This window comes from Clostridium sp. AF27-5AA, from assembly GCF_003478415.1.
GTDB classification, from domain to species: Bacteria; Bacillota; Clostridia; order Lachnospirales; family Lachnospiraceae; genus Otoolea; species Otoolea fessa.
In genome coordinates this window covers 1-14791 of record NZ_QUFH01000015.1, presented here as the reverse complement: position 1 = coordinate 14791, position 14791 = coordinate 1, and the positions used below count along the sequence as shown (strand labels likewise).

The following is a 14791-nucleotide window of genomic DNA, read 5'->3' as shown; positions in this document are numbered from 1 at the left end:
CCTTTCTAAATGTACTTTTGGAATTATTTCTTTTTTCTGAGGAGTGCCAGATTGCCCTTCTGAGAATCCAGTACAACCGCGCAGGCAATGATCAGACCTTTTACAATCAGCTGCCAGTAGGAGCTGACGCCGATCAGATTCAGACCATTGGAAATAATACCGATTACCATCGCACCGAATACTGTGCCGCTGATGCGTCCGCGTCCGCCTGCCATGGAGGTTCCGCCGAGGACGCAGGCTGCAATCGCATCCATCTCATAACCGCTTCCGACGGACGGCTGTCCGGAATACATTCTTGATGCCAGAACCAGACCTGCAAACGCCGCCAGGGCGCCCGACAATGTAAACACGATGATCTCGACTTTCTTGATCGGAACACCAGAGAGACGCGCCGCCTCACGGTTTCCGCCGATTGCATACACATAGGTACCAAATTTTGTTTTAGAAAGCAGAAAACTAAATACGATAATTAAAATAACCATATAGACAACCGGCAGCGGAATAATGTTAAACAGATAACCCGTTCCGATTGCAATGAAAAACTTATCCGTAATACGGGTGGACTGTCCGCCCGAATATACATACGCGATACCGTTGCAGACATTCATCATTGCCATCGTAATGATAAATGCCGGAACACGGAATTTCGATACAACCATACCATCAATCAGACCAGCCACAACACCGATGATGATGCCAGCCGCAATCGCCACGCCAATCGGAAGTCCCTGATTAACTACAAATCCTACGGTCAGAGTTCCACTCATCGCTACGATCGCGCCAACTGCCAGATCGATGTGTCCGAGAATAATAATCAACGTCATTCCCAGTGCAATGTATGTATTAATGGAAATCTGTCTGAGCACTGAAATGATATTGCTCGGTGTCAAAAATTTATCGGTTGCCAGTGCGACTACCACACATAAGATAACCAGCACTCCAATAATTCCTGTATTTCCGGTAAATACCGAGAGTACCGAATTGCCTGCTGTACTTTTCTTTCCGTTCATCACTCTTCGCCTCCTGCTGCATACTGCATGATTCTCTCCTGATCCAGTTCTTCTCTTCCGAGCATTCCCGTCATTTTTCCCGCCTTGATGACACATACGTTATCGCACATATTGATGATCTCCGGCAGCTCGCTGGATACCATGATAACGGCGATACCCGCCTTCGCCAGCTCATTAATAACGGAATAAATCTCAAACTTCGCATTGACATCGACGCCTCTCGTCGGCTCGTCCAGAATCAGGACATCCGGCTTGATTGCCAGCCATTTTCCAAGGACAATCTTCTGCTGGTTTCCGCCGGAAAGACTTCCCGCTTCCACCAGTTCCACCCGGTCTGCCACTGCTTTGATATGAAGCTTTTCTTTATAATAATCAATCACTTCCTGACATTTCCGGTCGCTGATGGCAATTCCGTTAATATAAGAGTCAATCGATGCCAGCGTGAGGTTAAAACCGACCGTATTGCCAAGGACAAGTCCCTGTTTTTTCCGATCCTCCGGCACCAGTCCGATGCCCGCCTTGATTGCCTGGATCGGTGTCGTGAAGCGGACTTCCTTTCCATTTAAAAGAATGGTTCCGCTCTGGTATTTTCTGGCTCCAAAGATACATTCCATGATCTCGCTTCGTCCGGCTCCGACCAGACCCGCAAATCCCAGGATCTCTCCCTTTCTTACCCGGAAGCTAATATCTGAGAACACACCCTCACAGGTTAAATTCTTCACTTCCAACGCCGTTTCTGCATGTTCCAGATCGTTGTAATCTCTGGCATAGAAGCTCTCTAACTCCCGTCCTACCATCATGGCTACCAGCTCGTTCGCATTCGTCTCCGATGTTTTTTTTGTTCCCACATAGGCGCCATCGCGGATGATGGTAACCCGATCCGAGATCCGGAACAGTTCTTCCATACGGTGGGAAATATATATAATGCTTACCTGTTTTGCTTTTAATCTCTCAATGATTCCAAATAACTGTTCTACCTCGTCATTGGAAAGGGAGGACGTCGGCTCGTCCATGACGATGATCCGTCCGTCGAAGGATACCGCCTTTACAATCTCAACCATCTGCTGCTGGGCGATCGTCAAAGATTCTACCAGCGTATCCGGGTGGATATTGACCCCGAGGTTTGCCAGCATCTCGCCTGCCCGGCGGTTCGTCTCCCGCATATCCACGGTGCCGAATTTCGTCTTGATTTCCCGTCCCAGGAACAGGTTCTGCGCGACCGTCAGATACGGAACCAGGACGATCTCCTGATGTATGATTCCGATTCCTTTCTCCTGGGCGTCCGAAACACCATTTATCTCAACTTCCTGACCATTAATCTTGATTGTTCCGCTGTCCGGTTTATAAATTCCTCCAAGGACCTTGATAAGCGTTGATTTACCCGCTCCATTTTCTCCCAGAAGCGCATGAACCTCGCCCATTTCCAGGGAAAAATTGATCCCTGACAATGCATAGATCCCGGAAAAACTTTTCTTGATATCTATCATTTCCAGAATTGTTTTTCCCATAGAACCCTCCGTTTTTTAGAAATGCGGCAATGAACCCCATCGCCGCATTTTCCATGTTTTATTTTATTTCACGTAACTGTTAAGCTTCCTCGCAGTTCATTACTGCCAGTCGTTCAGAGTCTTCTCGGCCTCTTCTTTCTCTACCAGATGGGAATCCAGATATACTTTCTTCTCATCGATTGCGGTATCGCCGCCTACATATTTCTCAGCTGCGTCAAATGCATATTCTGCAATCTGAAGCGGAACCTGGCATGCAACTGCGGTGAACTCGCCGTCTAAGAGTGCCTGTTTTCCATCCGGGGATGCATCGATGCTATATACACCGATCTCGCCGGTCTTGTTTGCTGCCTTGATAGCTGCTGCCGCACCCAGGGCAGACGGGTCATTGATACAGAAGAATGCTTCCAGATCCGGGTTTGCTGTGATGATATCCTCAGCCAGTCCCATCGACTGATCGAGCGCTGCACCGCCATCCTGCTGTGCTACAATCTCAAATTTATCTTTCTGATCGCCAAGACCCTCAAGGAAACCATTGACACGATCCACGCAGCTTTCATTGGACGGGAAATCCAGAACTGCAATTTTTGCGCCATCCGGATAATCTTTCGTCATCTGCTCGCCCACTAACTGGCCTGCCATATATGCGTTGGTTCCAACGAACTGTGTCACGAACTGTTCGATATCATCATCGATGACCGCGGTATCTACGTTGAAAATCGGAATACCCGCATCTGCAATCTCAGCCAGTCCGGAGGTAATACCTGCGGAGTCAACCGGGATAACAAATACTGCATCGTAACCGCTGTTTGCACAGTCAGATAACTGGCTGAGCTGCTTGTTTAAATCATAATCCGGATCCAGGCAGGTATAGGAAATGCCGTTTTCCTTGCACAGCTCGCTGAGCTTTGCATCAATGGAACTCTGGAAAGTATTGTTTAAAGTATTCGTACAGAATGCAAACGATAAATCGCTGGTCTTTGCCTCAGCCCCCTGCGTATCTGCCGCTGCCTCAGAAGCATCGGCTGCCGCTGTTGTATCGGTACTGCTGGAAGAGCCGCATCCTGCCAGCATTGCTGCCATCATGCAAACTGAAAGACCTGCTGCTGTAAATCTAAGACTTTTTTTCATAAATCTGATCCTCCTCTTACTTCATCACTGTTTAGTGCATTTCAAACGGATTGTTATAGTTTTCTTTTTTACGTAAAAATTTTTCTCTCTGGAAGGAGTCTCCCTGTCTGATATCTAGATATTACTCTATTCCATGCCCTTTCGTCAATACTCTTGTGGCATATTGCACTAATTTCAGCGATATATTCATCCTGTTTTATTGATATTTATGCACTTCTACCGCTCTTTCTAATTTTTTACGTAAATTATATTTACCTTATCGTTTTGCTCCTATTTTTGTGCTATAATCAAAAAAACAGAAACACAAAACTGCGGCAAATTCAAATCCAGCCGCGCAGGAACAGCCGGACTAAATCCGTACCAGAAAGGGGGAGTTTTATGACCATCAAAGAAATCGCCGCAAAGGCAGGCGTCTCCATCGCCACCGTTTCCCATGTTATCAACCATACGCGCTATGTCAGCCCGGAACTGGTGGATAAAATCGAAGCTATTATTGAAGAAAGTGGATATTCTGAAAAAATCAAAAAAAAGGTGCGTAAAATCCGCAGCGGACGCAGTTCACAGATTGTCGCTGTCTTTCCAAATATCAAGAGCGCGCTCTACTGCGATCTGTGCAATCAGCTGCAGTCCTACGCGACCAGCCAGGGCTATCAGTTTTACACCGCCGTCACCAACGACAACCTGGAAGAGGAGAAAAGCATCCTGCAAAACTTAATCTCCAGTGCCAAGACCATCGGCATCTTTCTCTCCCCGGCAAGCAGCAATCCGGCTACCTATTCATTTCTCTATGAATCCGGTATCCCGTTTGTATGTGTCGAACGATTCATCGATGACGATGTCACTCCGCGGATCCTTTTTGATTACACCAAAGCATTTCACTCCGCTACTTCCTATTTTTTTGAGAGCGGACACGAAAATGTGCTGTTTCTGGTAGAAAAAACAGACAGCCTCGCCAAACAGGACAAGATTGCCGGATATGAGCGGGCGCTTCTCTCCGCCAACCATACCCTGAGCAGTTCCTGCATCGCGGAGATCAATCTGTATCAGTCCAGTGATACCATCAGCCTGAATATTCAGAAAAGCATCACCCGGTATCTCCCCACCGCTATCATCGCCGGTGGAAACCGGCTGACTATGTTTCTTCTCAAGGCGCTGCGGGAGCTGGGAAAAGACTGTCCGCGCGATATTTCCATCATCGGATTTGACGATATGCTCTGGTGCGAGCTGACCGCCCCACCGCTATCCTGCATCCACCGGGACATCGACCAGATGGCAGAACTCGCCTCGCAGGCACTCTTTGACGAGATCAACCACCTCTCCGGCGCACCTTTGACCCGCTACGCAGATGTAGAGCTGATTTTGCGTGATTCCACCCGGATCATCGACAACGGTCCGCTCGGTGAACACGCCGTCTCCCCGGACAGCATCCGCCTCTCCAAGGAGGAAAAACAGCTTTTGCGAACTGGAAATTACCGCGTCGCCATCTCCTTCCACTACACTGGAACCGCCTGGGCTGCCCTGCATCAGAAAGGCATCCGGGATGAACTGGAACAGTACGGAATCGATATTATTTCCACCATGGACGCCCATTTTGATCCTGCCCTCCAGAATATGCAGCTCGAAAGCATCAAAATGCAGCACCCGGACGCCGTCATCGCCATCCCCACCGACGATGTCCAGACGGGTCCGGCATTTCAGGAATTGTCCAAAATGACGCGGCTGATCTTTTTAAGCAATGTCCCGCAGAATTTCAGCCGGAACAATTACGTCTCCTGTATCTCCGTCAATGAGCGGGAAAATGGCACCAATACAGGGCGCATGATCGGTGAATATCTGAAAGAAAAACCGCACGCCAAAGTCGGCTTCATCATCCACGGTGCCATGTTTTATGGCACTACCGAGCGTGATAACTGTGCCGAAAAAATATTAAGGGAATCCTATCCCGACATTGAAATCACTGCCAGAAAGGGATTTATTCAAATTGAAAATGCCTACAAGGTATGCTATGAGATGATAAACGAGCACCCGGATATCCAGGCGCTCTATGTGAGCTGGGACCGCCCCGCCCTGCTCGCCATCAAGGCCCTAAAAGCTTTGAACCGGACAGATATCGCTGTCTTTACCACAGATCTGGATTTTGAGATTGCAGAAGAAATGAATCAAGGATTTGTAAAAGGACTCAGCACCCAAAGACCATATGACCAGGGAAAAGCAGCCGCTCTTGCAGTCGCTAAATCCCTGGTTAGTGATAAGGTTCCAAAATATATTGGAGTGCAGCCTTATGTAGTTCATGAAAAACAGCTGAAACGTGCCTGGAAGGATATTTTCTTTGAGGCACTGCCGGAGGAGCTGGGGTAAAAAAGCTCACCGCTTCAGCAGCTCCGGCGCCATCTCCTGAAACAGCTTCGCGAGCGCCATCGCCGCCCGCGAGCGGTATTTTCCAGCGGGCCAGGCGAGCGCCAGATCGAGGAAAATACCATCTTTCCCGATCCGCAGATAGCGGAACTCATCCCGCATGATGCGGCAGGAACGGTAAGTAAATGCGAGTCCGACTCCCTCCCGCGCCATCGCCGCAGCGAAGGAGGCGGAGAGGTAGGTGTCGAGTCCCAGCGGTTCCACGCCAGCCTCGCGCAGGGAGCGGCGGCCAGTCCGTCCGAGGACGGTGCTGGGCGGTCCCAGAATATACTCAAATGGTGCGGTGTCCTTTAGGTCGATCCACATCTGTTCCGGCTCCGATTCACATGGCTTCGCAAACGCCATGACCGGGTGGTCGGCGGTGGTGGCGATCATGATCTCATCCCGCATCAGGAAATCCACACCGTGTTTGATCCGAACCGGTGGCGCGGCTATCAGCGCCAGATCTAAAAGTCCCTCTAAAATCTTATTTTCCAGATCAATACTGTCCATCTCACAGATCTCCACATGAACTCGTGGATACAGGGCATGGAATTTTTTCAGGACCGGCGGCAGCAGGTAGGTCCCCCGGTAGGTACTGATGCCGAAAATGACAGTGCCGCCCTTTAAATTTTCAATATCCGAAGCCTCGCTGCGCGCCTCCTGGTACTGCTGTAAAATCTGTCTGGCATGGAAAATAAATGCCTCCCCGGCAGAGGTTGGACGGACCCCGCGGGCAGTACGGACGAAAATCGGCGTCCCCAGATCCTGTTCAAACAGGCGGACCGCCTGACTTAAGCTCGACTGCGCCATAAACAGTTTTTCAGCTGCGCGGGAGATGCTTCCCTCGTTAGCGACGGTTACGATATAGTCTAGTTCCTTTAAATCCATGAGAATCCCCCTCACGAGATATCGGAATTTCCGATATCTGGTATAACAAATCTTGCCTTTCTCCTATAACAAAAATAGTATAAGATAAAAACAAGCAAAAATCAATGGCAGAGACTGAAGCAGCGGCTGGAAAATCGAATAGGAATCCGGCGAGGGAACACAGCTTTGAAAAAGCCTCTGTGGACGATTATAAATAGGAGGAATAAGCAAGATGAAACAGGATTTAATGAAGGGTGTTATCGACATGCACGTTCACACGAATCCAGATCTGCGTCTGCGGGCGTATGATGATTTCGAACTGATGGAGGCGGCGATCCGGGTTGGGGCACGCGCTATCGTCATCAAGACACATCAGGGAACCACGATGGATCGGGCGTATCTGTGCAACCGCCACAACGAGATTGTACACGGGAAAACGAACAATTTTACGATGTTTGGCAGTATTACCTTAAATAAGGTAGTCGGCGGCATCAATCCGAAGGCAGTCGATGTGGCGCTTCGCCTGGGAGCAAAGGTGGTATGGCTTCCGACCCAGTCGGCGAAGAACCATATGCAGAAGATGAACCAGGATCTGAGCCAGAGCGTGGAGGTCGTAAAAGATGGAAAGATCGTGCCGGAGCTTCGTTCCGTGCTGGAACTGATCCGCGACCACAATGCGGTACTGGGAACCGCTCACATCGCACCGGAGGAGATTTTCACGGTTGTGGAAGCTGCACGGGATATGGGAGTAAAAAACATCGTTGTAACCCATCCTGAATGGTGGATTGTAGGCATGAGCCATGAGGATCAGCTTCGCCTGGTAAAGGATTATGACGTTATCTTAGAGCGCTGCTATGCACAGAACATGGGCGGCGGAAAGTATAAGAGCAATCTGGCAGACAACCTGGAACTCATCAAAGAGGTTGGCTATAAAAATGTCATGGTTGATACCGATGGCGGCCAGACAGAAAACCCGCATTGGGAGCTGGCGCTGGCAGAATATATGCAGTATCTGGTAGATCATGGAATTCCGGAAGAACACGTGTACCATATGACGCACACTATTCCGGCAAAACTGTTGGGCATCGAAGAATAGGGGGACGCGTCATATGTTAAGTGCAGTTTTGGTGGCATCCATTGCGGTTGCCGTTATATTGGGATATAAAACGAAAATCAATACGGGATTTTTCTGTATTGCCTTTGCATACCTGATTGGTTGTTTTGGCATGGGATTGAAAACAAAAGAACTGATTGGCTTCTGGCCGGTCAGCACCATGTTCGTCATCCTGTCAGTATCACTGTTTTACAACTTTGCAGCTGTGAATGGAACCCTTGAAAAAATGTCGGCCAGTCTTCTCTATATGTGCCGTAAGTTTCCGGGCATGCTTCCTTTTGCATTATTTTTTGTAGCAGTTGTACTTTCTGTTATGGGCGCTGCATACTTTACCGTTCTGGCATTCCTGGCACCGATTACCATCCTTATCTGTGAGGAAGCAAAGATGGACAAGCTGACCGGTGCGGTGGCGATCAACTGCGGTGCACTGGCAGGCGGAAACTTCCCCACAGCTTCGCTGGGCGTCGTATTCCGCGGTCTGATTGATACTGCTTATGAAGCAGAACCAGCATTTGAAGCAACGAATTCCTTTGTAGATGAAATGAAAATTTTTGGTTTCGCGATTGTATTTTCTCTGATTCTGATTGCAATTTTCCGCTTCGGTTTCAAGAGCAACCGCGGTATCGGAAAAGGCGTAACGTTCAATCGCCCGGAGCCGTTTGACAAGAAACAGAAAACAACCTTGCATTTAATGATTCTGATGATGGTGATTGTCCTGGTATTCCCGCTCTTAAAGATGGCAGTTCCTGGCAATGAGCTGATTGCAAAAATTGCCGGAAAGGTTGATGTAGGACTGGTGGCATTCTTCTTTACCATCATCGCACTGCTCTTTGATCTGGCACCGCAGAAGGAAGTTATCGCACGTGTTCCGTGGAACACCATCCTCATGATTGCCGGAGCCGGCATGCTTATCGCCGTTGCAGTTCAGGCCGGTACCATTGATGCATTATCTGCATGGATTGGTTCCAATGTTCCGACAGCCCTGATTCCGCTGGCATTCAGCTTTGTAGGCGCATTTATGAGTTTCTTCAGTTCTACAACCGGTGTTGTAGCACCAGCCCTGTTCCCGCTGATTCCGGGACTTGCGGCAGCAACCGGATTAAATCCGGCAGCACTCTTTGCCTGCACGATTCTTGGTGCACAGAGCAGTGCGATCAGCCCGTTCTCATCCGGCGGCAGCCTGATTCTTGGTTCCTGCGGAAACGAGGAAGACCGAAATCACCTGTTCAACCGCCTGCTTTTTGTGGCAGTGCCGATCAGCGTTATCTGCTGTGCGGTATATAACCTGATTGTAGCAGTTGTTCTGTAAGGGAAATTTTATCTCAGTCGAGAAAACTCCCACATCTTCAGGTGGTGAGTAATAGCAAATTTGTCTCAGTGGAAGCCTTGTCTCCGACTGAGATAAACGCTCCGCGAGGATGCGCAGTGATTCTGTAAAGAATATGTCAGCTTACGCTGACCAGAATCACGCGCCAAGTCTCACGGACGTTCGACTTGAATGAGAAGTTGTTTGTTCGAAAAGCTGTCAGCCTGTTCTGGCAGCTTTCGATAAAATATGAAGATTGGAAGTAACTGTTCAGTAGGTCAGCAGGCAAAAATCCCATTGCCGTAGGCAATTTTTAATGGATTTTTGCGCGTGACTGTGAAGGTACTGAACAGTTACGATTGGGAAAATCAAGAAGGAGGATAAAGAAATGAGTCATAAAATTACAGTATTTCGCGGCGATGGTATCGGTCCGGAGTTAGTTGATAATGTGTTAAAGATTTTAAAAGCGGCAGATGCACCGCTGGAATATGAAATTTTCAATGTTGGTGAGGATGAGTGGAAACGCAACGGTGCTTTGATTCCAGAGGAAGCTTATGCTTCCTTCGAGCGCACCAAAGTACTCTTAAAATCCCCGATTACGACTCCGGTTGGAAAAGGATTCCGCTCCCTGAATGTAACACTTCGCGGACAGTATGACCTGTATGCCAATATCCGCCCGGTTAAGTCCAACGCGGCAGTAAAAACTCCATTTGAGAATGTGGATATCGTGATTTTCCGCGAAAATACAGAAGGTCTTTATGTTGGTGTAGAGGAGCAGGTAAATCCGGATACAGTTCATGCAATTAAGATTGTTACAAGACAGGCAAGCGAGCGCATTATCCGCGATGCATTCGAGTATGCGAAAAAGAACGGACGCAAGAAAGTAACCTGTATTCATAAGGCAAATATCCTGAAAATGTCCGATGGCATGTTCCTTTCCATTTTCAAAGAGATTGCAAAGGAATATCCGGAGATTGAAGGTGATGATAAAATCATCGATAACACCTGCATGCAGCTTGTCATGAATCCAAACCAGTTTGATGTTATGGTAATGCAGAACCTGTACGGAGATATTCTTTCGGACCTGTGCAGCGGCCTGATCGGAGGCCTGGGACTCGTTCCATCCAGCAATATCGGTTCTGACTATGCTATGTTTGAGGCCGTACATGGCAGTGCACCGGATATTGCAGGCAAGCACCTGGCAAACCCGACCGCATTCCTGTGGTCTGCCTGCATGATGTTAGAGTACTTAGGTGAAAATGAGACCGCCGGACGCATCCGCAAGGCTGTGGATGAGGTTCTGGCAGAAGGCAAGCACCTGACAAGAGATCTGCATGGAACTGCAACCACCGAGGAATATGTGGACGCAGTGATTGCGAGACTGTAAAACTTCATACACGCACAGCAAAAGCCCCGGAATTTTTTGATTCCGGGGCTTTAATATATTATATTGTGCTAAACACTAAGCTTTTGCAATCTCCTGAAGGATCGCAATAATTACTTCTTCCATCCGATAGAAAGATTCCACATCTGCTTTTTCATGCGGTGTATGAACATCATAAAGATTTGCACCACAGGAAATCATATCGATATGATCTCCCAGTTTTTCTGCCAGATATCCACATTCGATTCCGGCATGAATTCCTGTGAAAACAGCATCTTTTCCAGAATACTCACGGTATGTCTTCGCACAAATATCACGAAGTTTAGATTCTTTACGATATTCCCACTGCGGATAATCACCATGGAAGGTGCAGTTCATTTCCAATGCCTTCGATAATATCTGCATTTTTTCTTTTAACTGTGCTTTTTCTAATTTTACAGAGCTTCTTCCGGAACACAGGAACTCAAGTGTTCCATCCTGAATCGTCATACTGCCTATATTAGAAGATGTCTGTACCATTTCCACATTTTCTCTGGTTCGGCTGATAACGCCGCACGGAAGAAACGTAATTGCCTCGATAATCAAATTCACCGTTTCCTTTGTAAACACAGTTACCTCTTTTTTCTGCTCTTCCTTCTCCAGGCGGAATGACAGGTTTTCTGTTTCAGAAAACTGTGCTTTCAGCATTTCTTCCAGTTTAGAGAGTTCTTTTAATAATGCCTCTTCGTCCTGACTTGATGTGTGCATAACAATCGTTCCCTTAGATGCAATTGCATTTGCTTTTCCAGGCGCATCCAGCGAAGAAATACGTGCAAATGGAGCAATATGATAAAGAATTCTTCCCACAAGCTGAATTGCATTTGCTTTTCCAAGAGCTATATCCAGACCCGAATGTCCTCCGCTTAATCCACATAATGTCAATGTATATGCAATATCTTCCGTTGAGCCCGTATATTTCAGCGGAAGAGAAAGATCGGTTCTGACTCCTCCTGCACAGCTTGTAAAGAAAACACCTTCTTCTTCTGCATCCAAATTAATCAGATAGCTTCCTTTGACATCTGTAAGTTCCAGATGCTTAACTCCCTCTAGGCCCACTTCTTCACTGGAAGTAATTAAAATCTCCAGGGCCGGAAGCGGCAGATCATTTCGATCCAGCAAATCCATTGCATAAGCAACTGCCAGTCCGTTATCAGCACCAAGAGAGGTTCCATCCGCTGATTTCAAATAACCATCTTCTTCCACAACATGGATACCATCTTCGTACTTATGAGTGCTATCTGCGCTCTTTTCATAGACAATGTCCATATGACCCTGCACAATAACCGTTGGTCCCTTATATCCAGGAATCGTTGACGGTTTCCGAATCAGCACATTATGATGGGCATCCCGTTCTGCCTGCAGGCCTCTGGCTTTTGCAAAATCGAGCAGATACTGGCTGATCGCTTCCTCGTCACCGGTTTGTCTCGGAATACGGCAGATATCTTTAAAATATTGAAGCAGCTTTTCATTTTTAGATTGTCTTTCCATAAATATAATCTCCCCGTACATACAATTTGATACGAAAATTTAGGATAAACGCTTTTGAGATAATAGGGCGCTGACAATTCTGACAGCGCCCTTTCCCAATTAGAGGTATTATTTAGGTATGTTTACTACCATTGTAATGATTAATATCCTTCAACGCCAAGTGCTTTACAGAATTTTCTTGCTTCCGGATCTACATAGATTCCGTTTTCTTCCAGCTTATAGCCATCCAGAAGAATCGTCGGTTTAGAAACAATACCATCTGTATGAGCAGCAGCATCCCAGCAAGCTCCCATTAAGCTGGCTCCCTGACTTCCGATACCCATCTCGATACATCCAAAGAGTCTCTCATCCTCAACAATACGTCCGGTAGGTTTGGTTACGCCCGGGTTAAAGCCGATGGAATAATGAGCCAGACGGAACATATTCGGGTCATTAAATTTATTCAGCCATTTTTCGAAGATAGCAGCATCTTTTCCGCCTTCTATTTTTGTTACAACACCTTTTTCCAGGGTCAGCTCTACATTGCTGTTAAGAAGACCTAATGTATCCGGTGGGAACAGAGCAGAATCAAAAATTAATTTACCATTGATAGTCTCCTCTACCGGACACCAGCTTACCTGACCGCCTAACATAACCGGATAGCCCTTCTTGGTTGCTCTCTGTCCAGAATGTTTAACGCCGCGTCCCTGATTGTAGCCAACTAAATTTGTTCCATTCTTATCCGTAACAATTACTTCATTTGAGCGATGAACTTTATCTGTCAGATACTCACCAAATTCAATCAGGACATCATAGTCAACACGGCCAACCGTATTTACCAGCATGATAACATCCATACCATTTAAGCAAGTAAATCTTGCACCATTCTCCATTGCTTTTCTAAAGCAAGGAGTATGCATAGAGCAATAGTATGCTAACTCAATCCATACATCTGCATGCACTACTGCATCTGCAACCGGGCGAATCGGTTCTTCATACGCTTTTCCGGAAGTCGGATAGTGAATAATAACCGGATTTGCACCAACTGAATATGCTGCACCTGCAACCGCCTCAACCACACGGAAATCTGCAGATGTATCAGCGGTGATAACTACATTTTCACCCTCTTTTACAAGCATGAAATCACGTACCAGTTTTAAAGCAGCACTTGTTACTTCAAATGATAAGTAAGTGTTTGACATTTCTACGCCAACCGGATATTCCATAATAAGTTCCTCCTATAATATATATTTTTATTTATTAAGTTTCTTTCCAAGGTTCATCGTGGAGCTGAAGAAGCTGTACAGGGCGGCACCGGTAATGAATCCGGCACCCAGAATATACAGTTTACTCTGTCCAAGATCACCATATTTCTTAACTACAATGTAACGAATCAAAAGACCAACGAGTACTGTAATACCAGCCATCGGAGAAGCAATCAGAAGACCGGTCGCAAATAAAACACCTAACTGACGGCCTGAACCGCCGATTGCCTGAAGAAGTGCTCCCGGGATAGCCCAGATAATCAGGTTCTTTGCTACTGCCATATTAGTTCCTGCATCAATAGTTGCCACATATACAGCATCAACCGGTGCGAGCATTCCTTTTTCAAAATATGCTTTGTAAGTAAAGAGAACAACCAGAATTGCAATTACAGCACTGACCATTTTTGCAATATACTGCTGTCTTCTTCCTTCCATCTCAAACGGAACATCTTCACCGTTGCCTCTGACAATATAACCAGATTTCAGGTCATATGCCATATCAGCAAAGGCCGGTCCGGTTGCGGAAGTAAAGCCAACCAGGATTGCCAGCTGTGCCGGCGGGAATCCAAACAGCATTCCAAGAATCAGGAAAATGAAAGCTGTTGCAAATGCCGGGAACCATCCGGAGTGCATGGCGGAGATACCAACAATCAGCTCGGAAATGATTGCAGAAAGGGCTGCAAAGATAATCCACCATACGAACATTCCAGCACTCATATCTGCCGAAAATCCACACATAATTGCCATAACAATGGATACCAGAATATATGCGCCAAAACCTTCTGCAAGGGAGAACTTCATGCTCTTTAAGCTTCTGGTAAATTCTTTCTTTTCTACCTTTCCAGTTGCAGCCTCAGCTGCTGCCGCTTCTTTTTCTTTCTTGCTCTTTTTCTGAAGAATCAGAATCATCTGGATAAGAGCAACGAATCCGGCACCAATCATGACACCATGAGGTACATAGTAATCGCCAAGTTTGATGTTGAAGAATTTCGGAGTGTATTCGGAAATCAGAAGGCCCACGCCAAATGCACCAAGAGCCCACATATTTCCAATCCAGCCTACGCCCAGGATATCGGTCGGAATACCAAAAATCTTTCCAACGATTCCGCCAACCATACCAATCATAAGGATAACGGAGTTCTTTCCCTTTTCAGCAACTGCCAGCATAGCCTCTGCTGCTGCAATACCGGGTGCCCATGCTTCTTTTGCCGGGAACATCTCTGTATCAAACACCTTATAAAGAATCGTTATCAAAAAATTGAATCTGTTACGGAAGATGCAACAAAAGTAAAAGTAGGACTGGAAG

The 14791-nt window shown here is 46.9% G+C and carries 11 protein-coding genes; 4 read left to right on the top strand and 7 right to left on the bottom strand.

Translation table 11 applies throughout. The features are described from left to right. Positions 1–23: 23 nt before the first annotated feature. The 3 genes from DWY89_RS12875 to DWY89_RS12865 all read right to left on the bottom strand — a co-directional run bounded on the left by DWY89_RS12875 (position 24) and on the right by DWY89_RS12865 (position 3646). The gene (locus DWY89_RS12875) at positions 24–1010 is read right to left on the bottom strand and encodes an ABC transporter permease (protein WP_107001726.1); all 987 of its coding nucleotides are present in this window, start codon (positions 1008–1010) and stop codon (positions 24–26) included. After that, positions 1010–2518, bottom strand: coding sequence for a sugar ABC transporter ATP-binding protein (locus DWY89_RS12870; protein ID WP_118522933.1), 1509 nt, complete (start codon positions 2516–2518; stop codon positions 1010–1012). Before DWY89_RS12870 ends, DWY89_RS12875 begins: the two co-directional genes overlap by 1 nt. A gap of 99 nt (positions 2519–2617) precedes the next feature. Next, positions 2618–3646 (bottom strand): sugar ABC transporter substrate-binding protein, encoded by a 1029-nt coding sequence (locus DWY89_RS12865; protein ID WP_107001728.1) that lies wholly within the window; start codon positions 3644–3646, stop codon positions 2618–2620. Between the two features lie 378 nt (positions 3647–4024). Between DWY89_RS12865 and DWY89_RS12860 the strand changes: the two genes are divergently transcribed. Then, the gene (locus DWY89_RS12860) at positions 4025–6004 is read left to right on the top strand and encodes a LacI family DNA-binding transcriptional regulator (RefSeq protein ID WP_118469467.1); all 1980 of its coding nucleotides are present in this window, start codon (positions 4025–4027) and stop codon (positions 6002–6004) included. A 6-nt stretch (positions 6005–6010) separates the two neighbouring features. Here the strand turns inward: DWY89_RS12860 and DWY89_RS12855 are convergent, their stop codons facing one another. Continuing rightward, positions 6011–6931 carry a LysR family transcriptional regulator gene (locus tag DWY89_RS12855; RefSeq protein ID WP_022360660.1) on the bottom strand — a complete coding sequence of 307 codons (921 nt, stop codon included), beginning with the start codon at positions 6929–6931 and terminating at the stop codon, positions 6011–6013. A gap of 211 nt (positions 6932–7142) precedes the next feature. Between DWY89_RS12855 and DWY89_RS12850 the strand changes: the two genes are divergently transcribed. The 3 genes from DWY89_RS12850 to DWY89_RS12840 all read left to right on the top strand — a co-directional run bounded on the left by DWY89_RS12850 (position 7143) and on the right by DWY89_RS12840 (position 10717). After that, entirely contained in the window at positions 7143–8006 is an 864-nt protein-coding gene (locus DWY89_RS12850; protein ID WP_022360659.1) for a DUF6282 family protein, read from the top strand. A gap of 13 nt (positions 8007–8019) precedes the next feature. Next, a complete protein-coding gene (locus tag DWY89_RS12845) occupies positions 8020–9333 on the top strand; it encodes an SLC13 family permease (protein WP_118469468.1) in 1314 nt (437 codons plus the stop codon). Between the two features lie 385 nt (positions 9334–9718). Continuing rightward, positions 9719–10717, top strand: a complete 999-nt coding sequence (locus DWY89_RS12840) for an isocitrate/isopropylmalate dehydrogenase family protein (RefSeq protein ID WP_022360657.1) — start codon at positions 9719–9721, stop codon at positions 10715–10717. A gap of 75 nt (positions 10718–10792) precedes the next feature. On the opposite strand, the gene pepD is transcribed toward DWY89_RS12840, so the two are convergent. The 3 genes from pepD to DWY89_RS12825 all read right to left on the bottom strand — a co-directional run bounded on the left by pepD (position 10793) and on the right by DWY89_RS12825 (position 14739). Continuing rightward, on the bottom strand, positions 10793–12241 hold the full coding sequence (pepD, locus tag DWY89_RS12835; RefSeq protein ID WP_182426687.1) for a beta-Ala-His dipeptidase: 1449 nt from the start codon (positions 12239–12241) through the stop codon (positions 10793–10795). A 140-nt stretch (positions 12242–12381) separates the two neighbouring features. Further along, positions 12382–13446 (bottom strand): hypothetical protein, encoded by a 1065-nt coding sequence (locus DWY89_RS12830; protein WP_022360655.1) that lies wholly within the window; start codon positions 13444–13446, stop codon positions 12382–12384. A 27-nt stretch (positions 13447–13473) separates the two neighbouring features. After that, the gene (locus tag DWY89_RS12825; protein ID WP_147353339.1) at positions 13474–14739 is read right to left on the bottom strand and encodes an OPT/YSL family transporter; all 1266 of its coding nucleotides are present in this window, start codon (positions 14737–14739) and stop codon (positions 13474–13476) included. Positions 14740–14791: the final 52 nt, after the last annotated feature.